The 26183-nt window shown below is 66.5% G+C and carries 29 protein-coding genes; 9 read left to right on the forward strand and 20 right to left on the reverse strand.

Features of this window, described 5'->3' with window-relative positions; translation table 11 throughout:
* Positions 1 to 97: 97 nt before the first annotated feature.
* From FOE78_RS22155 to FOE78_RS22180, 6 genes are all read left to right on the forward strand, one after another.
* Positions 98 to 502: a hypothetical protein gene (locus FOE78_RS22155; RefSeq protein WP_143988188.1), complete on the forward strand. Its 405-nt coding sequence runs from the start codon at positions 98 to 100 to the stop codon at positions 500 to 502.
* Positions 503 to 770: 268 nt separating this feature from the next.
* Positions 771 to 1913, forward strand: a complete 1143-nt coding sequence (gene pstS / locus FOE78_RS22160; RefSeq protein ID WP_407662599.1) for a phosphate ABC transporter substrate-binding protein PstS — start codon at positions 771 to 773, stop codon at positions 1911 to 1913.
* A gap of 188 nt (positions 1914 to 2101) precedes the next feature.
* On the forward strand, positions 2102 to 3025 hold the full coding sequence (gene pstC, locus FOE78_RS22165) for a phosphate ABC transporter permease subunit PstC (protein WP_210415063.1): 924 nt from the start codon (positions 2102 to 2104) through the stop codon (positions 3023 to 3025).
* On the forward strand, positions 3022 to 3945 hold the full coding sequence (gene pstA, locus FOE78_RS22170) for a phosphate ABC transporter permease PstA (RefSeq protein ID WP_143988190.1): 924 nt from the start codon (positions 3022 to 3024) through the stop codon (positions 3943 to 3945). The genes pstC and pstA overlap by 4 nt, the downstream gene beginning before the upstream one ends.
* Positions 3946 to 3951: 6 nt before the next feature.
* Entirely contained in the window at positions 3952 to 4728 is a 777-nt protein-coding gene (gene pstB, locus FOE78_RS22175; protein WP_143988191.1) for a phosphate ABC transporter ATP-binding protein PstB, read from the forward strand.
* Positions 4729 to 4780: 52 nt separating this feature from the next.
* Positions 4781 to 5344: a GrpB family protein gene (locus FOE78_RS22180; RefSeq protein ID WP_143988192.1), complete on the forward strand. Its 564-nt coding sequence runs from the start codon at positions 4781 to 4783 to the stop codon at positions 5342 to 5344.
* Positions 5345 to 5669: 325 nt separating this feature from the next.
* On the opposite strand, the gene FOE78_RS22185 is transcribed toward FOE78_RS22180, so the two are convergent.
* From FOE78_RS22185 to FOE78_RS22195, 3 genes are all read right to left on the reverse strand, one after another.
* Positions 5670 to 6878, reverse strand: coding sequence for an HNH endonuclease signature motif containing protein (locus FOE78_RS22185; RefSeq protein ID WP_168207633.1), 1209 nt, complete (start codon positions 6876 to 6878; stop codon positions 5670 to 5672).
* Positions 6806 to 7195: a hypothetical protein gene (locus tag FOE78_RS22190; protein ID WP_143988194.1), complete on the reverse strand. Its 390-nt coding sequence runs from the start codon at positions 7193 to 7195 to the stop codon at positions 6806 to 6808. The genes FOE78_RS22185 and FOE78_RS22190 overlap by 73 nt, the downstream gene beginning before the upstream one ends.
* Positions 7196 to 7589: 394 nt before the next feature.
* On the reverse strand, positions 7590 to 7838 hold the full coding sequence (locus tag FOE78_RS22195; RefSeq protein ID WP_143988195.1) for a hypothetical protein: 249 nt from the start codon (positions 7836 to 7838) through the stop codon (positions 7590 to 7592).
* 124 nt (positions 7839 to 7962) lie between these two features.
* Between FOE78_RS22195 and FOE78_RS22200 the strand changes: the two genes are divergently transcribed.
* Positions 7963 to 8862 carry a DUF2510 domain-containing protein gene (locus tag FOE78_RS22200; protein ID WP_143988196.1) on the forward strand — a complete coding sequence of 300 codons (900 nt, stop codon included), beginning with the start codon at positions 7963 to 7965 and terminating at the stop codon, positions 8860 to 8862.
* A 67-nt stretch (positions 8863 to 8929) separates the two neighbouring features.
* Complete coding sequence (locus FOE78_RS22205; protein ID WP_168207634.1) at positions 8930 to 9871, forward strand: DUF2510 domain-containing protein; 942 nt, start codon at positions 8930 to 8932, stop codon at positions 9869 to 9871.
* Between the two features lie 23 nt (positions 9872 to 9894).
* Here FOE78_RS22205 and FOE78_RS22210 read toward each other — a convergent pair whose 3' ends face one another.
* From FOE78_RS22210 to FOE78_RS22225, 4 genes are all read right to left on the reverse strand, one after another.
* The gene (locus FOE78_RS22210; RefSeq protein WP_143988198.1) at positions 9895 to 11226 is read right to left on the reverse strand and encodes a glycoside hydrolase family 3 N-terminal domain-containing protein; all 1332 of its coding nucleotides are present in this window, start codon (positions 11224 to 11226) and stop codon (positions 9895 to 9897) included.
* Positions 11219 to 12598: a mycothione reductase gene (locus tag FOE78_RS22215; protein WP_143988199.1), complete on the reverse strand. Its 1380-nt coding sequence runs from the start codon at positions 12596 to 12598 to the stop codon at positions 11219 to 11221. Before FOE78_RS22215 ends, FOE78_RS22210 begins: the two co-directional genes overlap by 8 nt.
* 114 nt (positions 12599 to 12712) lie before the next feature.
* The gene (locus FOE78_RS22220) at positions 12713 to 13267 is read right to left on the reverse strand and encodes a GrpB family protein (RefSeq protein WP_143988200.1); all 555 of its coding nucleotides are present in this window, start codon (positions 13265 to 13267) and stop codon (positions 12713 to 12715) included.
* A 15-nt stretch (positions 13268 to 13282) separates the two neighbouring features.
* Positions 13283 to 13867 carry a GNAT family N-acetyltransferase gene (locus FOE78_RS22225; RefSeq protein ID WP_210414715.1) on the reverse strand — a complete coding sequence of 195 codons (585 nt, stop codon included), beginning with the start codon at positions 13865 to 13867 and terminating at the stop codon, positions 13283 to 13285.
* A gap of 115 nt (positions 13868 to 13982) precedes the next feature.
* Here FOE78_RS22225 and FOE78_RS22230 point away from each other — a divergent pair, with 115 nt between their 5' ends.
* Positions 13983 to 14663 carry a hypothetical protein gene (locus tag FOE78_RS22230; protein ID WP_143988201.1) on the forward strand — a complete coding sequence of 227 codons (681 nt, stop codon included), beginning with the start codon at positions 13983 to 13985 and terminating at the stop codon, positions 14661 to 14663.
* Here FOE78_RS22230 and FOE78_RS22235 read toward each other — a convergent pair.
* The 13 genes from FOE78_RS22235 to FOE78_RS22295 form a co-directional block, all read right to left on the reverse strand.
* On the reverse strand, positions 14652 to 15017 hold the full coding sequence (locus FOE78_RS22235) for a hypothetical protein (protein WP_143988202.1): 366 nt from the start codon (positions 15015 to 15017) through the stop codon (positions 14652 to 14654). The two genes, FOE78_RS22230 and FOE78_RS22235, sit on opposite strands and share 12 nt — an antisense overlap.
* Before the next feature lie 25 nt (positions 15018 to 15042).
* On the reverse strand, positions 15043 to 16122 hold the full coding sequence (locus tag FOE78_RS22240; protein WP_168207635.1) for an NUDIX domain-containing protein: 1080 nt from the start codon (positions 16120 to 16122) through the stop codon (positions 15043 to 15045).
* A 165-nt stretch (positions 16123 to 16287) separates the two neighbouring features.
* Positions 16288 to 17115 (reverse strand): GNAT family N-acetyltransferase, encoded by an 828-nt coding sequence (locus tag FOE78_RS22245; protein ID WP_143988204.1) that lies wholly within the window; start codon positions 17113 to 17115, stop codon positions 16288 to 16290.
* Between the two features lie 71 nt (positions 17116 to 17186).
* A complete protein-coding gene (locus tag FOE78_RS22250; RefSeq protein ID WP_143988205.1) occupies positions 17187 to 17858 on the reverse strand; it encodes an alpha/beta fold hydrolase in 672 nt (223 codons plus the stop codon).
* Between the two features lie 229 nt (positions 17859 to 18087).
* Positions 18088 to 19110 (reverse strand): c-type cytochrome biogenesis protein CcsB, encoded by a 1023-nt coding sequence (gene ccsB / locus FOE78_RS22255; RefSeq protein ID WP_143988206.1) that lies wholly within the window; start codon positions 19108 to 19110, stop codon positions 18088 to 18090.
* Positions 19107 to 20933, reverse strand: a complete 1827-nt coding sequence (resB, locus tag FOE78_RS22260) for a cytochrome c biogenesis protein ResB (protein ID WP_228265952.1) — start codon at positions 20931 to 20933, stop codon at positions 19107 to 19109. Before resB ends, ccsB begins: the two co-directional genes overlap by 4 nt.
* Before the next feature lie 2 nt (positions 20934 to 20935).
* Positions 20936 to 21655: a cytochrome c biogenesis CcdA family protein gene (locus FOE78_RS22265; protein ID WP_210415064.1), complete on the reverse strand. Its 720-nt coding sequence runs from the start codon at positions 21653 to 21655 to the stop codon at positions 20936 to 20938.
* Between the two features lie 68 nt (positions 21656 to 21723).
* Positions 21724 to 22350, reverse strand: a complete 627-nt coding sequence (locus FOE78_RS22270; RefSeq protein WP_143988208.1) for a TlpA family protein disulfide reductase — start codon at positions 22348 to 22350, stop codon at positions 21724 to 21726.
* Positions 22350 to 23024: a histidine phosphatase family protein gene (locus FOE78_RS22275; RefSeq protein WP_143988209.1), complete on the reverse strand. Its 675-nt coding sequence runs from the start codon at positions 23022 to 23024 to the stop codon at positions 22350 to 22352. The genes FOE78_RS22270 and FOE78_RS22275 overlap by 1 nt, the downstream gene beginning before the upstream one ends.
* Before the next feature lie 24 nt (positions 23025 to 23048).
* Positions 23049 to 24371 carry a glutamate-1-semialdehyde 2,1-aminomutase gene (hemL, locus tag FOE78_RS22280; RefSeq protein WP_143988210.1) on the reverse strand — a complete coding sequence of 441 codons (1323 nt, stop codon included), beginning with the start codon at positions 24369 to 24371 and terminating at the stop codon, positions 23049 to 23051.
* Entirely contained in the window at positions 24368 to 25309 is a 942-nt protein-coding gene (hemB, locus tag FOE78_RS22285) for a porphobilinogen synthase (protein ID WP_323125725.1), read from the reverse strand. Before hemB ends, hemL begins: the two co-directional genes overlap by 4 nt.
* Before the next feature lie 114 nt (positions 25310 to 25423).
* Entirely contained in the window at positions 25424 to 25798 is a 375-nt protein-coding gene (locus FOE78_RS22290) for a type II toxin-antitoxin system VapC family toxin (protein ID WP_143988212.1), read from the reverse strand.
* Positions 25799 to 25821: 23 nt separating this feature from the next.
* The gene (locus tag FOE78_RS22295; RefSeq protein WP_143988213.1) at positions 25822 to 26055 is read right to left on the reverse strand and encodes a FitA-like ribbon-helix-helix domain-containing protein; all 234 of its coding nucleotides are present in this window, start codon (positions 26053 to 26055) and stop codon (positions 25822 to 25824) included.
* Positions 26056 to 26183: the final 128 nt, after the last annotated feature.

Genomic DNA, 26183 nt, shown 5'->3' on the forward strand with positions numbered 1-26183 from the left:
CCTCCCGCACCGGCGAAATGCTGCCCTGGACATTCACCGGTATCGCAACTCCGCGGGGCTGATCTACGGCGCAATCGTCGCCGCCGCGGCGCTGGCGGTGACCTCGTCGCACGAGGCCCAGGCCTACCGGGTGCTGGTGGCGGCGGGCGTGACGTTGGTCGTCTACTACCTTGCCCATGTCTTCACCGGAGTCGAGTCGGCCCGGCTCGCGCATCCGATGGAGACCTTCCTGCGGGATCTGCGCAAGTCCACCCGGCACGAGTCGAGCGTCCTGCTCGGTGGGCTGCCGGCCATGCTCGTCGTGGTGGTCGCGGTCCTGTTCGGAGTGTCCACCTCGGTCGCGGTCGACCTTGCTCTGTGGACGACCGTCGGTCTGCTCGGTCTGCTCGGCTGGTTCGTCGGCCGGGCCTCCCGGGCGACCGGCTGGCGGCTGGCCGCCGAGGTCGTCGGCGCCGCCCTGTTCGGGATGATCCTGGTGGTGCTCAAGAGCGTGTTGCACTGAGCTGCACCGTTTGCCCTGCCCTGCTGCCCGGCCGTTCGCCCACTCCGGCTTCGTGCCGACCCGGACCCACCCTTGGCGGGGTGATGTGTGTCCACCCAGCGGCCGGTGAGGATGCAGACACGCGTTAACCCGATGTTCATCTGTACTGAGCGATCCGGTCACGTCGACTGCCTAGCTTCGCTGGCGTCGGGGACATCTGTTCGGCTCGCTCGGACGGCTCCGGCGTTCCATGTCCCGGGGGCGACCCCAGTTCGAAGGGCTCACAACAGTGACGATTTCCGTTGCGCATCGGTCGGGCAAGCCGGCCAAGCGACTGGTGCAGGTGGCAGCCGTGGCGGCCGTCGGCGTACTCGGTCTGACGGCCTGCGGTTCCGATCCGAACCCGGCGGCGACCGGCGCCGCCAACGGCACGGCAGGCACGTCGGGTGCCTCGCTGGCCTGCCCGTCCGGCAAGTTGAACGCGGAGGGCTCGACCGCCCAGGCCAACGCGATCAGCCAGGCGATCTCGGCCTACGGCTCACAGTGCAACAACAAGGCCACCATCGAGTACAACGCGACCGGATCCGGTGCCGGCATCGAGAACTTCACCGGCGGTCTGGTGGACTTCGCCGGCTCCGATGCCGCTCTGGACGACGAGGAGGCGGCGGCCGCCGCAAAGCGCTGCAACGGCAACCCGGCTTGGAATCTGCCGATGGTGGCCGGGCCGGTGGCGCTGGTCTACAACCTGGATGGTGTGGACAAGCTCGTGCTCACGCCGAAGGTGACGTCGGAGATCTTCACCGGCAAGATCAAGAAGTGGACCGACCCGGCGATCGCCGCCCTCAACTCCGGGGTCAAGCTGCCGGACGAGAACATCACCGTCTTCTTCCGCTCCGATGAGTCCGGCACCACCCAGAATGTGGAGAACTTCCTCAAGCAGGCCGGCGAGGGTGCCTGGACCAAGGAGCCGTCGAAGAGCTGGGGCGGCGTCGGCGAGGGCAAGAACAAGTCCTCCGGCATCGCGCAGGCGATCGGCTCGACCAAGAACAGCATCTCCTACGTCGAGTGGAGCTACGCCAAGAACAGCAAGCTGGCGATGGCCCAGCTGGACAACGGAAACGGGCCGGTCGAGCTGACCGCCGAAAACGTCGCCAAGGCGGTGGGCGACGCCGAGGTGATCGGCGACGGCAACGACCTGAAGCTGCAGCTGAAGTACGCTGACACCGAAGCCGGTGCCTACCCGCTGCTGCTGGTGACGTACGAAATCGTGTGCAGCAAGGGCATGGACGCCGACAAGACTGCGTTGATCAAGGACTTCCTCGGCTACATGGCATCTGAGCAGACCCAGACCTCGTTCGAGCAGTTCGGCTACGCCCCGTTGCCGACCGAACTGCGGACCAAGGTCGCGACCGCGGTCAAGGCGATCAGTTGACCGATCGGACGACCGAATCACCGGTTGACACGCTGGCCCCGGATCATCATCCGGGGCCCAGCGTCACGTTGCGACACCTGACGCCGCTGCGCGCCGAGCCGACCCACGTCGATCGGACAGCCGGCGCGCACGGCGATCATCGGGGTGCTGACCACGCCGTACGTGATCACCCGGTCCGGTTCGCCAAGATCGGCCGCTTCGGCGATCGCCTCTTCCGCGGCGCCTCACTCGGCGCCAGCCTGGTGATCATCGCCATCGTCGTCTTCGTCGGCGTTTTCCTGCTCTGGATGGCGATTCCGAGCCTGGCCGCCGATCAGGTCAACTTCTTGACGTCACGGGAGTGGCAGGTCGGCGACAGCGGCAATCTGCGCTTCGGCATCGCCGGACTGCTGTGGACCACGGTGTTGTCCTCGGTGGTGGCGATGCTGATCGCGGTGCCGATCTCGGTCGGCGTCGCCCTGTTCATCACCCAGTACGCACCGCGCCGGCTGGCCGGCCCGCTGGCGTTCGTGGTCAACCTGCTGGCCGCCGTTCCGTCGATCGTGTTCGGCCTGTGGGGCATCATCGAGCTCGCACCCCGGATGCAGCCGATCAGCTCGTTCCTGGAGGACTCCCTGGGCTGGATTCCCTTGTTTCGTTCGGGAGTCTCGGCCGGCGGCACCGTGCTGGTCGCCTCGGTGGTGCTGGCGATCATGATCATCCCGATCGTCACCGCGATCTCCAAGGACGTGTTCGAGCAGACACCCGCCGATCAGCTGGAGGCGGCGTTGGCGCTGGGCGCCACCCGCTGGGAGAAGATCAGGATGACCGTGCTCCCGTACGGCCGGTCGGGCGTGATCAGCGCGTCGATGCTGGGCCTGGGCCGGGCCCTCGGCGAGACCATCGCGGTGATGATCATCTTGTCGATGCCGGCACCCGGCGACCCGTTCAACCCGTCGGTGCTGGCCGGCGGCGAGACGTTCGCCAGCAAGATCGCCAACAACGCCCAGGAGTTCGACACCCCGGAGAAGACCGGCGCCTACATCGCGGCCGGCCTGGTGCTGTTCGTGGTCACCTTCTGTGTGAACGCGGTCGCCCGGCTCATCGCCGACCGAGGACGGGCGAACCCATGACCGCCGAACTCGTCGACACTCGTCCCCAAGCCCAGCCGGAGCCGCTGGACCTGACTCGCCCCCGGGGTGCTCGGACGGCGAAGAATCTGCTGGCCACGGTGCTGGTCTCGGCGGCCACGCTGCTGGCCCTGGCACCGCTGGTGTGGATCCTCTACTCGGTGATCACCCGCGGCATCCGGGTCGTGCTCAACTCGAACTGGTGGTTGCAGAGTCAGCGCGGCATCACCCCGCTGATGGAGGGCGGCGGCGCCTACGCCGCGATCGTCGGCACGGTCGAGATCGCGTTGATCTGTACCGCAATCGCCGTCCCGCTCGGGGTGCTCGGCGCCATCTATCTGGTCGAGTACGCCCGCGGCACCAAGATCGCCCGGGTGATCAGCTTTGCGGTCGACATCCTGACCGGCATCCCGTCGATCGTGGCGGCGCTGTTCATCTTCGCCTTCCTGATCACCCTGCTGGGTCTGGGCCGGTCGGCGGTGGCGGCCTCGTTCGCCCTGGTGCTGTTGATGTTGCCGACGGTGCTGCGGTCCACCGAGGAGATGCTCAAGCTGGTCCCGGACAGTCTGCGGGAGGCCTCGTACGCGCTGGGGGTGCCGAAGTGGAAGACGATCGTGAAGGTCGTCATCCCGACCGCGCTCAGCGGCATCGTCACCGGCGTTCTGCTCGGCATCGCCCGGGTGATGGGCGAGACCGCGCCGTTGTTGATCTTGGTTTCCTATGCGATGGGGATCAACTTCAATCCCGGCTCCGGGGTGATGGCGTCACTGCCCACCATGATCAACTCGCTCCGTGATCAGCCGCCCGGACTGCCGGGATTCGACCGGGCCTGGGGTGCGGCGCTGACGTTGATCCTGATCGTGATCGCGCTCAATCTGATCGGCCGCGGGATCAGCCGATTCAGCAAGTTGAAGGAGAAGTAAGCCCAGATGGCCAAGCGCATCGACGTTAGCGACGTCGACATCTACTACGGCGATTTCCATGCCGTACAAGAGGTTTCGATGACCGTGCAGCCGCGCACCGTGACCGCCTTCATCGGACCGTCCGGCTGCGGCAAGTCCACCTTCCTGCGGACGCTGAACCGGATGCACGAGGTGATCCCCGGCGCGTACGTGAAGGGAAAGGTCGAGCTGGACGGCACCGATCTCTACGGCAGCGGCGTGGATCCGGTCGCCGTCCGCCGGATCGTCGGGATGGTCTTCCAGCGGCCGAACCCGTTCCCGTCGATGTCGATCTTCGACAACGTCGCGGCGGGGCTGCGGCTGAACGGGGTGAAGAACAAGAAGGTCCTCGGCGAGGCCGTGGAGAAGTCGCTGCGGGCGGCGAACCTGTGGAACGAGGTCAAGGATCGGCTCGGCAAGGCCGGCATCGGCCTGTCCGGCGGTCAACAGCAGCGGCTGTGCATCGCCCGGGCGATCGCGGTCGAGCCGCAGGTGCTGTTGATGGACGAGCCGTGCTCGGCGCTGGACCCGATCTCGACGCTGGCGATCGAGGACCTGATCGGCCAACTGAAGGAGGAGTACACGGTGGTGATCGTCACGCACAACATGCAGCAGGCCGCCCGAGTCAGTGATCAGACCGCCTTCTTCAACCTTGCTGCGCAGGGAAAACCGGGCCGGCTGATCGAGATCGGATCGACCGAGAAGATCTTCGCCAACCCCGATCAGAAGGCCACCGAGGACTACATCACCGGCCGCTTCGGCTGACCCTCGTCAACCGTCGGCCGCGAGGTCGCATCGCGGCCGATAACGTTGCCGGATGCCCTTCGCTGACGAATTCAATCCCGACGGTGTCGTCGTCGTTTCCTATCAAGAGTCCTGGGCCCGTCAGGGGGCCGACCTGATCAGCGAACTCCGAGCGTTGGTGCCGGACGCGATTGCGTTCGAGCACATCGGCTCGACCTCCATCCCCGGTATGGCGGCGAAGCCGTGCCTGGATCTGATGATCATCGTCGACGATCTGGATGCCTCGTCGGCCGAGCAGAATCTGTCCAGGGCCGGCTATCGCCGCCGGCCGGAGCCGTGGAACAACAGCGAGTCGGCCGACGGACGCGAGTGGCCGAAGATGGTGTTCGCGCCGCCGATCGACGGGCGCAACTGCAACATTCACGTACGACCTGCCGATGCGGGGACGACCCGCCGGGCGCTCCTGTTCCGGGACTACCTGATCGCCAACCCTGACAAGGTGGCGCTCTGGTCGGACTTCAAGCGGGCGGTCGCAGCCGCGCAGCCCGACCTCGCCGGCTACGGGCAGATCAAGTCGCCTGCCTGGACGCTTCTGATGGAGTGCGCCGAGCGTTGGGCCGCCGAATCGCACTCCTGACTTCGCGCGGCGTCTCTGTCGAAGGGTCGGATGCCCGCACCGATCCAGAGCCTCACCCGAAGGGCCCTGAGCTTGTCGAAGGGCCAGCAACCGCACCAATCCAGAGACTCACCCAAAGGACCTGAGCCTGTCGAAGGGCCAGCAACTGCGGGCGGGCTGCCAAGATCATCTTGCGATACCGGTCCCTCGACAGGCTCAGGACCCTTGGGTCCGCGCGCCTTGCCTAGGGTCCTTCAGTGCGCTCAGGTACCAAGATCATCTTGCGACACCGGTCCACGCGCCTTGCTCGGGACCCTTGGGTTGCGACTTCGTCCGTGGGGTGTGGTCAGGACTGTTGGGGCGCGGCGCAGTGCCAGATCTGGTCGGCGAAACGACTGTCGCCGAGATCGTGGGTTCCGGTCTGGTTGACCAGAAGAACTCTGCCGTGCGGCGCCCGGAACAGGAAGGTTCCGGGCTCGGGTTGTCGGCGATTCCACAAGCCACGGGTGATCAGGTTGTGTTCGCTCCGGCTCAATGGGGCGAGATTGTCCTCACGAGTCTGCCCGGGAACACCGTCTCGATACGGGTCGCTATGGTCAAGATCAAGACCTTGACCGCGTGATGATGAGAACGGGAAGACGCTGGTCGGCCGCTTCAGGAACATCCGCTCCCGCATCGCCCGCGGCCCCTCATACGCATCCACCGGAGTCAATTCGGCGTTCAGGTCGATCACCGGCTTGACGGTGACGTCGCAGCGCCCCAGCCAGTCGGCGACCAGGCTCGACACCACGGGCCCGATGTCCTCCACCCGGGCGACGCCGAGCCCGGACTCCAGGGTCTCCTTGGCGATGTGCACGTACAGCGTGGCGTCGGGACGCATCCGGGCCGGATCCAGCCGACCGATCGCCGCGACCATCGCCCGAGCCAACACCCGATCCTGATCGATCCGCGGGAACCGGACCGGATGATCATCCTCGGCTTGCCTTCCCGGTCCTTCGACAAGCTCAGGACCCTCCGGCTGCATTCCTGGCCCTTCAGTCTCACCCGCAGGACCAAGATCAACACCGGACAGATCCTCGACACCCTCAAGATCGGGATCGAACAGCGACGGCGCGTCATCCTCGGCCAGCAGCCGCAACGCGTGCAACGGATTGGCCAAGATCCCGACCGCCGCAGCCCGCCGCAGACCCTTCGACCGAGTGTCCCCACGGGTGCCCAGGATGTCGGCGATCCGGTCAACCATCGCGTCGAACCAGATCAGATCGGGTGCCTCGCCCCGCACGAACAGGGTCTTGGCGCCGTGCTCGGTGGCCTGACCGAGCCAGACGCCGAACTCGTTGCGATACTCCTCGGCCAGCTTGGCGATCCGCTCGGCGTCGATCTCGATGATCTTGGCGTCGAGCAGCCGCAACACCTGCCCCCACGCCGACCGGCCGACGTAGTCGGCCACAGCCGCATCCACCCGCAACGCCTGATCCAGGCTCAGCTGCCGGGTCTGCTGGGCGATGATCTGCGCCCGCCACCCGTCGATCTCGTTGCCACACACCCGGCCCACAGCCGCGGCAATCGATGCCGCAAATCCAGCCCGTCGGCGATCAACCGCGTTGCGCCCCCACACGACATGCCCAGGGTGCTGGCGAGCTCGGCCACCGCGAACCCGGCCATCCCCGGCGCACCCTCACCGGCTGGATGGATCGGCCGTTCCCCACCGCGAACGTCGAGCTGGTGCGGATCGATCGACTCCGGGGGATTACAGTGGGCCCAATCGACCGCGGTGATCAACTTCTTGTTTCTGGCGGCACGCTCCTGCCGGCACGCGATGCCCGCATTACGCAGCACCCGCACCGGATCAAGCTCGCCACCCTCAACCATGGAACCCATCCTAAAGACGACCACTGACGTCCTTGCCCGCCGAGAAGGTCAATCCAGCAAGAAACTTCTGCGGAAGCTCGGACATCGTCGTGCCACGGGCCGACCCCACCAACAGATACCGGTTGTGTGCCCAGGTCAGCGCCTTACTCAGGTCCCTTGGGGTTGCGTCACGGTTCGCACGCCTTGCCGGAGGCGTTGGTGCGGCCGGGGACTACGATCACCTTGCAGTTCCGTTCCGCGCGCCGTGCTCAGGACCTTCGGCGGGGTCGGATATCAAGATCACCTTGGGTTGACGGTCCGCGCGCCTTGCTCAGGACCCTTGTCGGGCTCAAGTGCCAAGATCATCTTGCGTTGACGGTCCGCGCGCGTTGCTCAGGAACCTTCGGTGGTGCTGTCAGATCCGAAGCGTTAGCAGGTGGGGGAATTGCAGGCTGGTCCAGAGTTCGCCGGCTGCGGCGCCCGAGTCGACGTATCCGATCTTGCTCAGCCAGGCGACCATGAACAGACCGTGGGCGGCGATGATCATGGTCTCGCCGGCGAGGTCGTCGACTCCGGACTGGAAGCGATCGGCGGCATCGTCGGGACTTTCCCAAATTGCGTGGCGGTGATCGAGCCGACCGGCCGGACTCGACGGCCACAACAACGGCGGCTGATCGGCGTGAGCGTCCGGTGGCGCATGCCGGGCGTAACGACCGTACGGCGCACCCCGGGAAGGGCCATCGGAACAGCCGGAACGCTATCGGCTCACCGATCCGTATGCTTTCGCCGTGGCGAGTGCAGGGTGGTATCCGGATCCGGGCGGACAACCCGGCATGTATCGCTACTGGGACGGGCAGTCGTGGTCCGCCGCGTTGTCGGCCAGTCCGACCGCCGCACCGCCTCATCCGGAACTGGGGCAACCGACCGAGCGGCCTGCCGATTCGGCGGCGGACGAGACCCGACCGACCGCGTACCAGAGCTACCGGCAACAGGCGGAGAAGAAGCGTCCGATCGGCTGGTGGATCGGCGGCGGGCTCGGCGTGATCGCCATCATCGTGGTGGTCGTTCTGCTGATCCGCACTCTGGGTGGCGGCACGTTCGGCGGCGGCAACGACCCGGGCGGGCCGGGATCGGCCAACCCCTGCCCTACCACGACCTTCTCGGCGAGCGCTGGCGCCGACCATCCGAACGATGGCCGGGTGCACGGCGGACCGCTCTCCTATCCGCGGCTCGGCGCCCCGTGGAGCGCGCCGCACGGCGACGATCGAGTGCCGTTCGGCAGTGACATCCAGTCCCAGACCGTGGTGACCGAGACGTACGGCTACAAGCAGCAGTGGCTGGCCGGCGTACTGATCGCCCAGCTGATCGCCGGCGACGGCTTCTTCACCCCGCAGCAGGGCTCGCAGATCGTCGCCAAGTGCGTTGTCGGCACCTTCTACGGCGACAATCCGGTGCAGCGGCACGATCTGGTCAGTAAGGCAACGAAGGTCGACGGACGCGACGCCTGGTATCTGAAATCCCACCTGCAGTTCGACATCAAGGGCCTGCAGGCCAAGGGCGAGACCATGATCATCGTGATCATCAACGTCGGCGCCATCTCGGGCCTCTACTACGCGTCGATTCCGGACAACGCCAAGCAGTACCAGGCCGACGCGGACAAGGTGCTGGACCAGCTCACCGTCGACTGATCCGCCCGCGTCCGGACCCTGAGCGTCTTTTGTGAGATGGCCCCGGATGCCGCATACACTCCCCCACGTGGCGAGCGCAGGATGGTATCCGGATCCGGGTGGCCAGCCCGGCATGTATCGCTATTGGGACGGGCATGCCTGGTCGGCCGCGACCTCGCCGAACCCTTCGGTCCCACCGCCCAGTCAGGGCATCGGTCAGCCGGGCGATCAAACAACCGGCCAACAGGCGTACGGCCAGCAGGGTGGGCAGCAGTTCGGCCAGCAGCCCTACGGCCAGTACGGCAGCGCGTACGAGGCCTATCAGCAGCAGGAGAAGAAGAAGAGCCCGATCGGCTGGTGGATCGGCGGCGGGCTCGGCCTGATCGCGATCATCGTGGTGATCGTGCTGCTGATCCGTACCCTCGGCGGCGGTTCGCTGCTCGGCGGTGACGAACCGGGGGGCCAGGGTTCGACCAACCCGTGCCCGACGACCACCGCATCGGCCAGCGCCAAGCCGCATCCCAACGATGGCCGGGTGCACGGCGGTCCGGTCTCCTATCCGGAACTCGGCTCGCCCTGGAGCACTCCACACGGTGACGACCGGGTCCCGTTCGGCAGCGATGTGCAGACGCAGGAAATCACCATCGAGCCGCACTACCAGGGCAACAACAGCTGGGTCGCGTCGGTGCTGATCGCCCAACTGATCGCCGGCGACGGGTTTTTCACTCCGCAGCAGGGCTCGGAGATCGTGGCCAAGTGCATCGTCGGCGCTTTCTACGGTGACAACCCGGTGCAGCGGCACGACGAGGAGAGCAAGGCGACGAAGGTCGACGGACACGATGCCTGGCTGCTGAAGTCGCATCTCACCTTCGACATCGAAGGGCTCAAGGCCAAGGGCGAGACGATGACGATCTTGATCATCGACGCCGGCGCCACCTCCGGGCTCTTCTACTCCTCCATCCCGGACAACGCCAAGCAGTATCAGCCCGACGCGGATCGGGTGATGAGCGAGATCACCGTCGACGGTTGATCTTGATCGTCCGGCCTTGGTGATCAGCTGCAGTCGGTCAGGCCGTAGCGTGCTTTCATGATCAGTACGCGGGTGGCCGAGTCGGCGATCCGCTGCCGCAGTTTCGGGTCCTGCGCGGCGGCGCGTCGGACCGTCTGAACCATCGGCTCGATCGTGCTCGGGTCGCCGACGATCGAGAGATCCCCGCCTGCCTTGAGGAAATCGAGGGCGCGGTCGCGGCTGGGCACGCTGCTCAGCGCCTTGCCGGCCAGGTCGTCGGAGATGATCACGCCGGTGAACCCGAGGTCGTCACGGACCATCCGGGAGACGATCGTGCTGGAGAAGGTGGCCGGACTGTCCGGGTCGATCTTGGTGTAGCGGGCCGAGGACACCATCACCATGTCCACGCCTGCCTTGACCGATCCGCGGAACGGGCGAAGGTCCGGATCGTCGCGGGTGGTGTGATCGTCGGTCACGTCGGTGGCGAAGTCGGTGTTGCCGATCACCCGGCCGAGATTCGGGAAGTGCTTCACGCTGGTCGCAACCCCGGCGGCCTGGATCCCTTTCAGGAAAGCGATGTCGTGCTGTTCGACGACCTTCGGGTCAGGTCCGTAGCCACGGTCCAGCGCGCCGATCGGCCGGTTCCGGTCGCCGATCGACGCCGGGACGACGTCGGCCACCGGAGCAAGATCGGCGTCGATGCCGGCGGCATGGAGTTGATCACCCCAGATGCGGGCCGAGGCGCGCAACTCGGTGGTGCTCATCCGAGCCTGATCGCGAGCGCTCGGGATGGTGTCGAACCCCGGGCCGGCCAGACGCTGCACCTGACCGCCTTCCTGGTCGGCGGCCAGCAACGGGCGTACGCCATGATCGGTACCGACGCGGTGGCGGATGCTGTCGGTGACCTGTTTGATCGTGGCGCGGCCGGCGGTTGAGTTCTCCAGCAGGATCACCGAGCCGACCTTCAACCGGGCCAGGCGTTCGGCCTCGGCGTCGGACATGCCGGCCGAACTCGTACCGGCCATGAAGAGTTGGCCGATCTGCTGCTTCAGCGACAACGCCCCGGCCAGCGAACGACAACTGTTGCTTGTGGCCGGGCTGGTTGATGTGGGCGCAGTGTTCGGCGTCTTCGTCTGCGAGGGTGCCGGGGTCATCGTGGTCGTCGAGTTCAGGGTGGTCTTCCCCGTCGCGGTCGGTGGACCGGTGGTCGGCTGAGTGGCGGTCGGCGCGGCGCTCGCCCGCGGGGTCGAGTGCGGTGTCGTCGAGGACCCGGGGCCGGAGCCGGACTGGTCGACCCCGCCGCAGCCGGTGATCAAGGTCAGACCGAGCAGCAGCCCGGCCGGTAGCCGGGCCCGGCGGCCGAGTCGATCAGTCATCGAACTTCAACGACAGCAGGGCATTCTCGACCAGCTCCGGCAGCGCCGGGTGGATCCAGTACTGGCCGCGGGCCATCTGGTGGGCCGGCAGACCGAAACTCATCGCCTGAATCAGTGGCTGAATCAGCGACGACGCCTGCGGGCCGATGATGTGGGCGCCGAGCAACTGCTGGGTCTGCCGGTCGGCGATCACCTTGGCGAAGTGACGGCTGTCCTCCATCGCCCAGCCGTACGCGACGCTGCCGTAGTCCTGGACTGCCGCGGTGTAGTCGATGCCGCGCTCGATCGCCTCGGCTTCGGTGATACCGACCGCTGCCACCTGCGGGTCGGAGAAGACCGCATGCGGGATGAACCGGTGATCGGATTCGATCATGGCGTCGGGATGCAGCAGATTGTGCTGGACCACCCTGGCCTCGTGATTGGCGACATGCTTGAGCTGATGCGGCGAGCAGACGTCGCCGAGCGCGAACACGCCGTCGACCGTGGTGCGCTGGTATTTGTCGACGATCACCTGACCTTGATCATCAAGGTCGATGCCGGCCGCGGTCACCTCGAGTTGATCACCGTTGGGGCGTCGGCCGGTCGCCACCAGCAACAGGTCGGCGGTCAGGTCACCGGCGTGACTGGTCCGAACCACGACACCGCCCGTCTCGCCCGGATCGACCCGCCGGATCCGGGCGTGCGGCTCGATCCGTACCCTCTCGGCCATCAGTTCGGTGAAGCGGACGGACACGTCGTCGTCCTCGTGCCGCAACATCCGGTCCGATCGCAGCAGCACCGTCACGTCGACCCCGAACGCGGAGAAGATGTGCGCGAACTCGGCGGCGATGAAACCGCCACCGATGATGATCATGGATTGCGGCAACGCATCGATCCGCATCACCGTGTCGGAGGTGTGCGCGGTGACGGCGTCGAGTCCGGGGATCTCTGGCAGGACCGCCCGGCTGCCGGCGGCGATCACGAAGCGGTCTGCGGTGAGTTGCCCGTCGCCGACCTGCACGGTGCCGGGTCCGACGAACCGAGCGTGCTCGCGGTAGAGGGTCACGTTGGGGGCGGTGGCTCGATACTCCTCGCCGCCGGCCGAGATCGGATCGATCCGGCCGAAGATCCGATCCCGGATGGCCGGCCAGTCCGCCTTGTTGAACGTCAGGTCGACGCCGAGCCGAGCGGCCTCGTACGGGCTGTTGGCGAGGTCGGCCGGCAGCACGAACATCTTGGTCGGGATACAGCCGACATTGAGGCAGGTGCCGCCGAAGACGGCGTCCGGTCCGATCCCCTGGTCGATCATGGCGATGTTCAGGTCGGCGAAGCGTTCGTCCACGATGGTGTTGCCGGAGCCGGATCCGATGATGCAGAGATCGAAGTGCCGCATGCGGGCATCGTCGCACGCCCGGCGGCGTTCGGGTGAGACGGTCCGGTCGCTCGTGTCCAGCGCTCGAGATGCGGCCGGTGGGCAGGCCGCGCGCCGGGTCGACGGCCGGCAACCTCACCCAAGCTCGTCGAGCAACGCCACCACCACGTCGGTCTTGCCGAAGGTGTAGGCACGCATGTCGGTGTGGTCGCGTTCGATCAGCTCCAGCTTGACGCCCTCGTAGCGTCGGCGCGCTTCCGGGCTGCGCCGGAGGAGATCACGCAAGCGCAGGTAGTTGCGCCATTCTCCGCTTTGATGATCAACAACGTGCAGGTGCGCCAGGCGGTGCAGCGGTCGCGTCTGGAGCATGAACACGTGCCCACCCTTGCTGCCGGCGTCGCCGCGATAGTCCCAGCCGTCGGCCTCCAATCGCTGTGTCACAACGGAAAGCGGCTGGTCCGGACCGAGTCCGACCGCGAGATCGATGATCGGCTTGGCGAGCAGACCGAGGACCGAGGATGAACCGACCTGCTCGATCCCGGCCGCGGCGCCGTCGAGCACCTCGGCCTCGCGGTCCCGCAACACGGCACCGGCGTCGAGCCACGCCTGAGTTGTCCTGGCCACCCGGATCGCGTTGCGGTCTCCGCCGAGGCCGGCCGTCGTCAACGCGGTCAGGATCGAATCGTCCACCCGATGATCATGGCATCAGCCGGCGTCGGGCGCGACCTCCGCGCGCATCACCCAACGCCACTTGGCGATCTTCCGGACGCGTTCGAACCCGAACCGGGTGAAGAGTTCCTCCGGACCTGTGTGCAGGTAGGCACCGCGCTGCGGCGGCCGGTCGGTGGTCTGCTCCGGGTACGCCTCGACGGTGCCGCCGCCGGACCGGACGATCTCCCGCATCACGGCTTCGACGGCGGTCGCGGCCACACCCTTTTCACGGTGCTTCGAGCCGGTGAACACGCAGCCGATCCGCCAGTCGGGAAGTTCGTCCAGGCCGTCGGTGTATTTGCGCAGGTTCTTGATGTTGGGCAGTTCGACCGGGTGGCCGAACTGGCACCAGCCGAGGCAGTCGTCGCCCTCGTACACCAACACCTGGCGTACGGTTCCGCGCTCGACGTGCCGGCGTTTGGCGTCGCGATTGCCTCCCACGGTGTGCTTCCCGGTCCCCACGCCCTCCGGGTGGAAGCCCATGCACCAACATCCACCCCAGACCCCGTTGTTGGCCTCGACGAGCGCCGCGAAATCGTCCCAGGTCGAAGTAGTCAACATCCGTGTCGTCAACGTCATGGTTCGATGATGCCGTCGAGGCCGCGAGATCGGGTTGATTTCGTACCGACCTCGGTGCGGAATCAACCCGTTGGGCGACCGCGATTCCGGAGCCGTACTGGTTAGGCTCACCCCTGTGCATCACCCCGGCTGGCAATCGACAACCCTGCAAACCATGATCAACGGGATGGCCGGTGTCGGTTCGATCGAGCCGTACGGGTCGATTCTCCGCCCGGACGAGCTCGACAACTGGAGCGACCTGGACGTACGCATCGAGCTGACCGAGCCGATCGACGTCGACATTCTCGGACTCGGTGAGATCTGGGCGTGGCAGGACGTGAGAAGTGGCGTCGGGCAGACTTTGCGGCTCGTGTTCTGCGACGGTCGGCGGATCGATCTCTCGGTGGTCGACTCCGTGATCATGGTGCCGGAGCCACCGGCAGACAATCAGATCCGATTCGACGCCTCACTGGCCGCGAGCCGTTATGGGCGAGGCAATCGGCTGATCGGGCTGCATCTGACCTTGGGCATCCTGCGGGAGGCGTTGGTGTTTTCGATGCTGCTGCGGGATCGTGCCGAGGGAACTGATCATCATCGGCTCGGCAGCGAGTTCGAGGAACGCGCGGAGCAGGTCGCGAAGATCATTTCCAGCACACAAATCGGCCGACGACCCACGGTCGTCCAACGTGCCTGCGAGCTCTACGGCCGCTGGCGCACAGAACTCGAATCCGACTACACGCCTGACTGGTCCGGTCTCACCGCAGTGATAGACCTCGGAACCGCCGGAACGCTCAAGGCTCGCGAGTCAAGCTCCTGACGGCCCGCCGCGTTGTTGATCTTCGATCTGCTGATGAAGATGGTCCGCGTAGCGGATGAGCCATCGCCGCAGCAGTTCCGCCTGCAGCGTTGCGAGCATGATCAACATCACAAAGACCCGTGGCGAGCGTAGTTGGAGCAGTCCGCGAATGCCCCGCCGTCGATGCCGCAACACCTGCATCACAGCAACGATTCCCGTGCCCCAGGCAACGAACTGAGAGGTCATCATCGGCAGCAGCCGAACCACGAACCGCCCGGTGAACTCGGCCGACGTCTGGTCATCGGCGATTCGGAGATCGGCCTGCAGCTGTTCGGATCGGCGTTGGCGCTCAGCCGCTCGTTCGGCCCGTTTCATGATCGCCAGACTACGACCGGGGAGGTCAGGGTGCGGTGGCGATGACCTGGAGCCAATCGTCGAATCGTCCGGGTCGATGCTCCAGCGACCTGATCGTCCAGCCGCGCCCCTTCACCATTGCGCGCAAAGCCGGCTCACGCCAGTAGACGAACCACCGTGGCAGGTCGAGCTTCTGCTCGGTCCAGGCCTCACCGTCGCCCTCCTTGAGGGTGAAGGCGAAGATGCCGCCGGGACGGACCGCCGCCAGCACCCGGCCGACGACCTCTGCGAAATCCGTACGGCTCAGGTGCAACAGCACCGCGTTGGCCAGCACCGCATCCCACGGTCCGCCAAGATCATCGCTGCGGGCATCGATGATCGTCGCCGGGTGGCCGTCGCGCCGCATCAGCTCCACGAACGCGGGGGCAGCGTCACTACGCTGCACCTGCAACCCGCGGGATTCGAGATATGCCGCATCCCGCCCCGGTCCGCTGCCGAACTCCAGCACCCGGCCTCCGGGCACCAGCTCGACAATCCTGTCCAGGAAGGGAATCCGTACGTCGGCGGACGGCCCGGGTGTCCGTTCGGCATAACGGTCCGCGGCCCGGTGGTACGTCTGCAGCGTGATGTCGTTGGGCGCCGGACGTTGATCATCGGCGAGCGCGAGCTCGATCACCTTCTCATCCAGTGGGTCGAGCCCTTCGAGCGGCGACGTCCTGTCCCACCATCGCAGCTCGGCGATCTCGTCGTTCGGCTCGAAGCCTGCGACCGGATCATGATCGACTTCCGTCCGGAAGATCGCCAGCCGCTCCTGTCGGCCGTCGGGCCATCGGTAGTGGGAGACTCCTGCGAAGCTCAACGCGTCCGTGCGCAGCCCGGTCTCCTCCGCCAATTCCCGCTCCGCTGCAGCCCGCGGCGACTCGGCACGCTCGCGCGCACCGCCGGGCAGTTCCCACTGCTGCTTCCACCGATCGAAGACCAGCAGGACCTCGGCACCTCGCCGAACCACCACCAAGGAGGCCGTCAGCGGGCTCTGATGATCATGATCGAGGGCGTGCTCCGGCGCGACCGGATCCCATCCGTTGAGCAGTTCTCCCGACGGAGCGGTCGCCAGCGATTCGGTCACCCGGTCACGGTAGCCATCCGGCCACGGCCGCACGAGTGGTTTGCCCCGGCTGTTCTGTCGCAGCCTCGCGCTGGCCTCGCCGAGATCGGCACAGGATCGAGCACCGATGCAACCGAGGCGAACGTGTGAGCAGCGCAGCAGCACCAACGATTCAGCTTCGGCTGATCAACCGCGCCTCCACTCGTACGGAGTTGTGGTCGACACCTTGACCAGCCCGGATCGTTCCAGGATCGGTCGGGAGTATTCGGTGGAGTCGCTGTGGATCAGGGTCTTGCCGAGCCGCAGCGCAGACCGGGCCCGTTCTGCGGTCAGGGCGCGATAGATCCCGCGGCCACGCCACTGCGGCAGGGTCGCGCCGCCCCAGATGCCGGCGAAGTCGGTGCCGGCGACCGGTTCCAGGCGTCCGGCGCTGATCATCGTCCCGTCGTGCTCGGCCACCCACAGCTCGACCGCATCACCGCGGTCGAGCCGGCGCAGCACGCCGTCGGCGATGTCGCTGGCGCGCTGCTCGTCCGGCGGATCACCGAAGACGCTCTCGGCCATCGCCATCATCACCCGGACGTCGGGCTCGGTGCTGAGTCGACGCAGCGTGACGCCGTCGGGCAACGGCACGACGCCGATTAGCGCTGCAGCCGGCCCGACCATGATCGACTCGGGTTCCTGGGCAACGAAACCATGATCAACCAGCGCCTGGTGCAGGCCGGGAGCATGATCATGCCCTCGGGTTTTCCACTCGACCTTCGCGATCTCGGCTCGCTCCCGGTAGTGATCAACAACCTGACCGACCCAATCGCGGATCGTCGCCTCGTCGGCACCGGCCAGGTCCCGATAGCTGACGAACCCACGTCCACTCGGCATGGTGGCAAGCCGCAGCGGGCCGAGCCGGGTGACATCAAGCGCACCGACGGTCTCGGCGTCCGTCCTCAGCTGTTCGTCGTACGCGCGCAGCAGCGCTGCCTTGTCGTAGCCGCTGGACGCGGGATCAGTCTGCATGCGCGATATGCTCCCGGGTCCGGCGGCCGATTGGCCAATGGATTCAGCAGCCACTCATTGTGAGCAACTCGCTACTGCAGGAGGGAGTTGATCACGGCGGCAAGTTCGGCCGGGCGGCTGAACATCGGCCAGTGCCCCGAATCCAGATCGACGTAATCGAGCCGTTTCGCCTTGCTGAGCTCGGGAACATGGCCCCCGTCGACAGCTTCCTTCGCCTCGGCCGGCGAGAATTCGGGGCAGATCACCGTGACCGGTACCTCGTAGCGCCGGTCATCGGTGAGCTGGACCGGCGCATGAGTGATGCCCTCTGGCACCGCGATCGACTCCTGTACGAAACGATCCCGGGTCGCAGCATCCAGGTCGGCCGAGTCCGGACCCTCGAACGGTTCCCAGCCCGGGAACGCCACCTTGCCGTCGACCGCCGGGAAGGGATTGAAGTAGCGGGCACCGTCGGATTCCGGGAATCCGCCGAGCATCAAGACACGGGAGACCTGATCGGGGCGCCGGTCGGCGGCGATCCAGGCCAATGTCGCCGCTGCCGAATGGCCGAGCACGACGGGACGGTCGGCGGAATCAATCGCGTCGACGACTGCAGCCGTCAGCTCCTCCAGGGTGGTCACAGCGGAATCTTCGCCGGCACCGGCGAGTGGGATCGGGTTGTGTCCGAGTTGCTTCAGCCGGCCGGTGATCGGAGCCCACGCGGAGCCGGTCAGCCACATGCCGGGGATGAGGATGATGTCCATTCGCCGAACCCTATCGACGGTCCCGGACACTCCGGTGTCAGCTTCACCGCCCACACCCGCGATCCCGACAAACCCAAAGTCGCGACAACACGACTTCCAGCGGTCAATTGGCGAAATCCACCGCCCAAAGTCGTGTTGTCGCGAGTTTGGGTGACCACGGACAACCGGACGGGGCGGCGGCCGTCAGGACGACCGTGGCCGTTGGGGGACGGTGGTCAGGACGGGCGGGTCAGATACCGGCGTAGGAGTGCAGGCCGGCGAACAGCAGGTTGACCCCGATGAAGTTGAACCAGAACGACGCCAGGCCGACGATCGCGATCACCGCTGCCCGGGTGCCCTTCCAGCCGGCGGTGGCGCGAGCGTGCAGGTAGCAGGCGAAGATCACCCAAGTGACCAGGGCCCAGACTTCCTTGGGATCCCAACCCCAGAAGCGACCCCAGGCGTACTGTGCCCAGATCGCGCCGGCGGCGATGGTGAAGGTCCAGATCGGGAAGGCGAAGGCGAGCACCCGGTAGGCCACCACGTCCATCCGACGTGCTTCCGGCAGCCGGGCCAGATAGCCCTTGACCGTGCCGCGCCGCTCGGCCCGCTTCTTGATCAAGTAGAGGATCGAGATCACGCCGCCGATGTTGAAGGCGGCGCCGCTGATCGAGGCCGCGGTGATGTGGATGACGAACCAGTACGAGTGCAGCGACGGCACCAGCGGCGCGACCGCAACGTAGAAGACGGTGACCGCCAGCCCGTTGCCGATGGTCGCGAGCATGGTGACCGGCAGGCCGAGCCAGCGCATCCCCATCGTCGCCAGCACCAGGTAGGCGGCCACGATGATCACCATCGCCATCGTGGTGAACTCGTACATGTTGCCCAGCGGCCACCGACCGGCGGCAATTCCGCGAGCGACCACGCCGGCCACCGCGCAGAGCCAGCCGATCAGGGTGAAGGAAAGCCCCAGCCGGCCGAAGGTCTCCATCCGCTGCCGCGGGGTGAGCTTGTGGTCGTTGTACGGCTTATCGCTCCCGCTCCCCGGTCCTTCGACAAGCTCAGGACCCTTGGTCCCGCTCCCCGGTCCTTCGAGAAGCTCAGGACCCTGGCCGGCGCCGACAGCGGCGAGTTCGCGATCACGGGCCGGCTCGGCGACCTCGTTCTTGATCTTGCGCGCCGAGGCCCATTCGACGGTGTGCATGCAGAAGGCCGCGAAGTAGATGACCACCGAGGTCACCATCGCCAGGTTCGAGAAGTACTGAACTGTCATGTCGTCTCCTGCGATTCCTTCTGCGCGAGCCCGTCGTCGTCCGCTGTCGCCGACCGTGTCTTTTCGGCCGACCCGTCCTGACCCGCCGAGCCGTCCAGTTCAGTTGTGGCTCTGTCCGGTCCGGGTTCGGATCGCGGCGTCAAGCCGAGTTGCTGGACCAGATCGTCCAGATCCTCGTTCAATCCCGTACGAGCGTCGGCGCGATCCAGGCCGGCGATCTCGAACACCGTACTACCTCGCGTAGTACGGACGCGAGCCCAGACCCGACGGGGCCGGATGAAGAGCGAGAAGCACAACCCGAACACCGCCAGCCCGATCGCGGTGATCGCGATGTAGGCACCCGGGGTGTCACCGACCTGCAGCTTCACCCAGCGCTGCACCCCGTCCAACTGGATCGAGCCCTGGCCGTTCGGCAGCTTCTGCACGTAGCCCGGCCGCAGGATGAACCGCAGCGGCTGACTCTTGTCCTTCGGGTTCATGATCTGGTTCAGCCCGGTGGTGTCCAGCGAGTAGACGCTCTCCGGCTGCCCGGTCTCCGGCGTCGGCTTGCCGGACCACGCGTTCAGGAACAGTTGCGGATTCAGCGGCCCCGGGAAGACCGACTGCGGACCGGACTTGCCGAGCGCCGCGCTGGGCAGGAACAGTCCCTCGAAGCCGAGCCGCAACGGCCGAGCGTCGGGGGCCTTGATCGCACCCGCCGAGGTGTAGTTGCCGTCCTGCGGCAGGAAGACCACCGGCCCGGAGTAGGCGACGTTGCCGTTGCCGTCCTTGACCGTGATCACCGGCGCATACCCCCAGGCGATCAGGTGCACGTTGGTGCCGTTGATCTTCAGCGGGTGGTTGACCTCGAGAAGTTCTTTACGGGGTTGGGCTCCCGGCTTGTCGGTCACCGTCACGTGCGCCTTGAACTCGCGGGCCGCGCCGCGTTGGACGTTGCCGGTCTCGAACTTCACGTCGAAGCTGTCGACCTTGATGCTGAACGGGGTCAGCGACGACTCCTTGAACAGCGGGCCGGCCTTGAAGTCGTCGTACTGAGCCAGGTTGTTGGCGAAGCCGCTGCCGACCACCACCGAACTGGTGCCGCGGAAGTTGGTCAGCCAGACCACCGCGACCCCGACCAGCACGAACACCAGGCTGACGTGGAAGAGCAGGTTGCCCGCCTCGCGCAGATAGCCGCGTTCGGCCGACACCGACCCGTCATCGTTGCGCACTACCCGATACCGCTTCTTCTTCAACGCCGCCGCAACCCGCGCCATCACCTGATCCGACTTGTCAGCGTCAGGACGCGCTATAGCGCCTTCTGAGGCTGACAAGTCGGCGGAGATATAGGCGGGGAGGCGGTGCAGGTAGCGCGGGGTCTTCGGGGGTTGGGCGCGCAGGGCCTTCAGGTAGACGGTGACCCGCGGGATGATGCAGCCGATCAGGCTGATGAACAGCAGCAGGTAGATGGCCGAGAACCAGGGCGAGGTGTAGACGTTGAACAGTCCGACCTTGTCGTAGATCGGCCCCAACGTCTTGTGCTGCTCCAGGAAACCGTCTACCTGGACCTGCGAGATGCTCCGCTGCGGGACCAGCGAGCCGGGGATCGCGGCCAGCGCCAGCAGGAACAGCAGACCGAGCGCGGTCCGCATGGTCGTCAGCTGGGTCCAGATGAACCGCAGCCCGCCGAGCAGGCCGAGCCGCGGTGCCCCGCCGGACTTGCCGGATTTGCCCGAGTTGCCGGATTTTCCGGCCTTGTTGATCAAGGTAGGAGGCTGGTCGCCGGAGGCGTCCTCGGAGCCGGCGATCGGCGTTTGGTCGGTTTCGGTGGTGGTGTCACTCATCATCAAATCCCCGGTACGAAGTTGCCGGCCCAGCTGGTCAGTTGCAGCATCAGTCGATTCCAGACCCCGGTCACCAGCAGCAGTCCGACGATCACCATGCCGATTCCCCCGATCCTCATCACCGCCTGTTGATGCCGGCGCAGGAAGCCGATCGCGGTCGCCGCCCGGCCGTAGGCGAGTCCGGCGATCACGAACGGAATCCCAAGCCCCAGTGCGAAAACCCCGGCCAGCACGGCACCCCGGGTCGCCGTCCCCTCGTTCAGCGCCAAGGTCAGCACCGCGCCCAGCGTCGGGCCGATGCACGGCGTCCAGCCGAGCGCGAACACGATCCCGACCAGCGGCGCGACGGCCACGCCGACGGCCGGGATCCGGTGGATCCGCAGATCACGTTGACCGAACTTGATCACACCGGCGAACATCAAGCCGAGAACGATGATCACCACGCCGAGCACTCGGGTGATCAGATCGGTGTGCCGGTAGAGCACGCTGCCCAGTCCGCCGGCCAGAGCGCCGGTGGTGACGAACACGGCGGCGATGCCGACCACGAACAGGCTGGTCCCGGCCAGGATCCGCAGCCGCTTCCCGCCGGCGTTGCCCTCGATCACGTCCGCGGCACCGAGACCGGTCGCGTAGGTGAGATAACCCGGCAGCAACGGCAGCACGCACGGAGAGAAGAAGGACACCAGGCCGGCGAGCAACGCGACCGGGATGGCCAGCAGCATCGTGCCGCCGACCGCCGACGCGGCCCACTGCCCGATGTCCAGCACCACCAGCCCTGGCCCGACCATGATCATTTACCCTCCGCGACGTCGTCGATCATGTCGACCAGCGTGGCCTTGGTGATGCTGCCGAGGATCCGGACCGCGACCCGGCCCTGCTTGTCGATGATCAAGGTCGACGGGATCGCGCTCGGTGGCAGGTTCTCGAATTTCACCACCTGGCTGCCGTCGGGGTCGTAGATGCTCGGGTAGGTGATCTTGTTGGCCCGGACGAACGCCTGCGGTTGCGCGGTGCCGGTGTCGCGGCTGTTGATGCCGATGAACTGGGAGACCTTGGCGGTCTCGTCGCTGGCGGCCTGCAGGTCCGGCGCCTCCTTGCGACACGGCGCGCACCAGGAACCCCAAACGTTGTAGACGATCACCTTGCCGGCGTAGTCGGAGCTGTTGATCGTCTTCTTCGGATCGGTCAGCGACGGCCCGCTGATCTCGGGCGCCTTGGCCCGATCCTTCGGTGCCACCCGGGTGAGTTGTTGATCACTGCCGACATAGCCGTTCTCGCTGCCGGTCTGGGAATCCGCGCCGGCCGAGTCGGTGCTGCAACCGGCCAGTCCGACCAAGATCATCACGATCGCCAGCAGGGGTGCGAGTTTGCGGCCCGGCGTCTTGCTCTGGGCCCTTGAATCAAAGCGAACAGACATCAGGCTCCGGCAACGAACTTCTGGGACTTCCCGGCGGGCAGCAGCTCGGCGGCGGGCTCGGCGTACGAGACCGCGACGATCCGGCCGTCCAGGAAGGTGAACGTGGTGATGCTGGCCAGGGTGCACTCGCGCTTGCGCGGGTCGTGGGCGAACCGGCGTCCCTCGACATCCAGGCGAGCGATCCAGATCGGCAGCTGATGCGAGACGATCAACGCCTGATGGCCCTGTGCGGCGGCGGCTGCATCGGCCAGCGCCGCCCGCATCCGGATCGCGATCTGCTTGTACGGCTCGCCCCAGGTCGGCTTCAGCGGATTGCGGAAGTAGCGCCAGTTCCGCGGATTGGTGAAGGCGGAGTTGCGGCTGCCGTCGAATCGCTTGCCCTGCAGGTAATTCTCGGCCTCGATCACCCTCCCGTCGATGCTCACCGGCAGGTCGAGGGCGGTGGCGATCGGCTTCATCGTCTCCTGCGCCCGTTCCAGCGGGGAGCAGCGCAAATGGGTGATGTCCCAGCCGGTCACGTACTCGGCGACTCGGTCGGCCATGGCCCGGCCGCGATCGGACAGGTGGAAGTCGGTCAACCGTCCGTAGAGCACGCCGGTGGGGTTGTGCACCTCGCCGTGCCGCACCAGGTGCACCAACGTGCGGGTCGGATTGTCCCCGGAATTCTCGCTCATGCCTCCGCCTCTGCCGTACGCCGTCTAAGCCTGCGCCGCGGCCCGTGCGGCCTTCGGCAACGCGGCCACGATACGGTCCAGAGCCGCCGAATCGTGAGCCGAGGACAGGAACCACCCCTCGAATGCGCTCGGCGGCAGGTAGACGCCGTCGGCGAGCATCGCATGGAAGAACGCGGTGTACGCCTCGGTCCGCTGCGCGGATGCAGCGGCGTAGTCGGTCACGGCGGTCACGCCGTCGCGCACGAAGAAGACGCTGAACAGGCTGCCGGCGTTGTTGATCACGTGCGGCACACCGGCCGCCTCCAGCGCCGCGTGCACCTCGGCCCGCAACTGCTCGGAGGTCTTGCCGACGGTCTCGTACACGTCGTCGGTGGCCAGCCGGAGGGTGGCCAGACCGGCCGCGGTGGCGACCGGATTGCCGGACAGCGTGCCGGCCTGGTAAACCGAACCGACCGGCGCCAGGTGGGACATGACGTCGGCCCGGCCGCCGAACGCCGCGGCCGGGAAGCCGCCACCCATCACCTTGCCGAAGGTCATCAGGTCACCACCGACACCGTCCAGTCCGTACTGCCCGGACCGGCTGACCCGGAAGCCGGTCATCACCTCGTCGGAGATCAACAAGGCGCCGTGATCGCGACAGAGGTCGGCCAGGAACCGGTTGAAACCGATCCCGTCCTCGACCGCGGGCTCGATCACGCCCATGTTGCCGGGCGCGGCCTCGGTGATCACGCAGGCGAGTTGATCACCGTACGTGTCGAAGGCGGACCGCAGCGCCGGCCGATCGTTGTACGGCAACACAATGGTGTCCGCGGTGGTCGCCGCGGTGACCCCCGGCGTACCGGGAATTCCCAACGTGGCAACGCCGGATCCGGCCGAGGCCAGCAGTGAGTCGACGTGGCCGTGGTAGCAGCCGGCGAACTTGATGATCTTGTCCCGGCCGGTGAAACCGCGGGCCAGCCGGATCGCGCTCAGCGTCGCCTCGGTGCCGGAGTTGACCAGCCGCACCTGCTCGATCGGGGTCCGGTCGATGATCTCGGCAGCAAGATCAACTTCGGCCTCGGTCGGGGCGCCGAACGAGGTGCCGTGCTGGGCCGCATCGGCCACCGCGGACAGCACCTGCGGATGGGCGTGGCCGAGCAGCATCGGACCCCAGCTGGAGACCAGGTCGACGTATTCGTTGCCGTCGATGTCGGTCAGGTAGGCGCCCTTGGCCTGCTTGATGAACCGCGGCGTCCCGCCGACGGCGAGGAAGGCGCGAACGGGCGAATTCACCCCGCCCGGGGTCACCTGCTTGGCCCGCTCGAAGGCGGCGGCTGATAGCTCCACGGGTTTCGGTTGTGGGGTCATCGCTGCAGTTCCTTCCGGTTGGCGTATTCCAGGGCCCAGTAGCTGAGGATGATGTCGGCGCCGGCCCGGCGGATCGAGGTCAGCGTCTCGGTGATCGCGGCGTCCCGGTCGATCCAGCCGCGCTCGGCGCTGGCCTCGACCATCGCGTACTCACCGGAGATGTTGTACGCGGCCACCGGCACGTCCACCGCGTCGGCGACCTGCCGGATCACGTCCAGGTAGCTCAACGCCGGCTTGATCATCACGATGTCGGCGCCCTGTTCAAGATCAAGTCGGACCTCCCGCAGCGCCTCCCGAACGTTGCCGAGATCCTGCTGGTAGGTCTTGCGATCTCCTTGCAGGGTTGACGAAACGGCCTCCCGGAAGGGGCCGTAGTAGGAGGACGAGTACTTCGCCGCGTAGGCCAGGATGACGGTGTCGAGCTGTCCGGCGGCGTCCAGCGCGGACCGGATCTCGCCGATTTGGCCGTCCATCATGCCGCTCGGCCCGACCACATGCGCGCCGGCCTGGGCATGCAACACCGACATCTGCGCGTACAGCTCGACGGTGGCATCGTTGTCCACCAGGCCGTCGGCGGTCAGCACGCCGCAGTGTCCGTGATCGGTGAACTCGTCCAGGCAGACGTCGCTCATCACCAGCAGGTCGTCGCCGACCTCGCCGCGGACCGCCTCGATTGCCCGAGTCAGGATCCCGTCGGTGGCCAGCGCCTGCGACCCGGTCGCGTCCTTCTTCTCCGGAAGCGGTACCCCGAACAGCATGATCCCGGCAATGCCGGCCTCGGCAGCGGAGGCGGCGACCTTGCGGATCGAGTCCAGGCTGTGTTGATCAACACCGGGCATGGACGAGATCGGCCGCGGCTCGGTCAACCCCTCGGCCACGAAGGCAGGCAGGATCAACTGCCGCGGCGCGACCGACGTCTCGGCCACCATCCGCCGCATCACCGGACTGGTCCGCAATCGGCGCGGACGATCCGGCAAGTTCAACCCGGCCACACGTCTCCCCATCCTCGACACAAATTACGACCGACTGTAGTACTGGAAGCTGTGAATGCCTTATCGAGCGGGCGGGGTCAGGAACTTGCAGCGTGGGCCCGAGGCGTTGCTCAGACGAACGTCGATCGTGCCCAGAGGAAGGTTGAGCGACTCGGCGACGGCGACGTACCACGCGTCGTATGGGGTCACGTTGTGCCGCAGCTCCCAGATTCGATCGGCGTGACGGCCGTATCCAATGTATCGGATGCGTCGCGAGGCCAAATCGGTGTGCGCCTCACGCGCCGCGGCCGATGTCAGCTTCTGCCCCAACTCCATCCGCCGAATCGTGTGAGCTACCTCGACCGGCAGGAAATGCGGAGCCACCAGATCCTGCCCAGTCATCGTTCCGCGCGCCCACTCACCGATGTGACCTCTGTCGGTCAGCGCAGCCGCCATCAGAGATGCGTCAATAACCAGGCTCACCGTCGGCCCGAGTCCCGGTCAGCAAGAATCTGTTCGGCAGTGACCGTGGTACCCGAACGACGAACCCGAGCACGCACACGGTCCATCCACTCGTCAGGATCCGGCTGACCGGCAAGGTCGTCGAGTTCCCGCCGCAGGTACTCCTGCAGCGACCTTCCTTGCCGTGCTGCCCGCTTCGCCAACTCGTTCCGGGTTTCCTCCGAGACGTCCCTGATCGTGATCGAGGTCATGCATGCATTTTGCTGCGAGCAGCGGCGCTTTGCAATCGCGTCAGGACGACTTGCGGCAGCCGGCCTTGCGCTGCGACGGCGGGTCGCGCATTTATGCCCTTTAGTGCACTTTACTAGATCTGGATAAA

The organism is Microlunatus elymi (genome assembly GCF_007362775.1).
GTDB lineage: Bacteria > Actinomycetota > Actinomycetes > Propionibacteriales > Propionibacteriaceae > Microlunatus > Microlunatus elymi.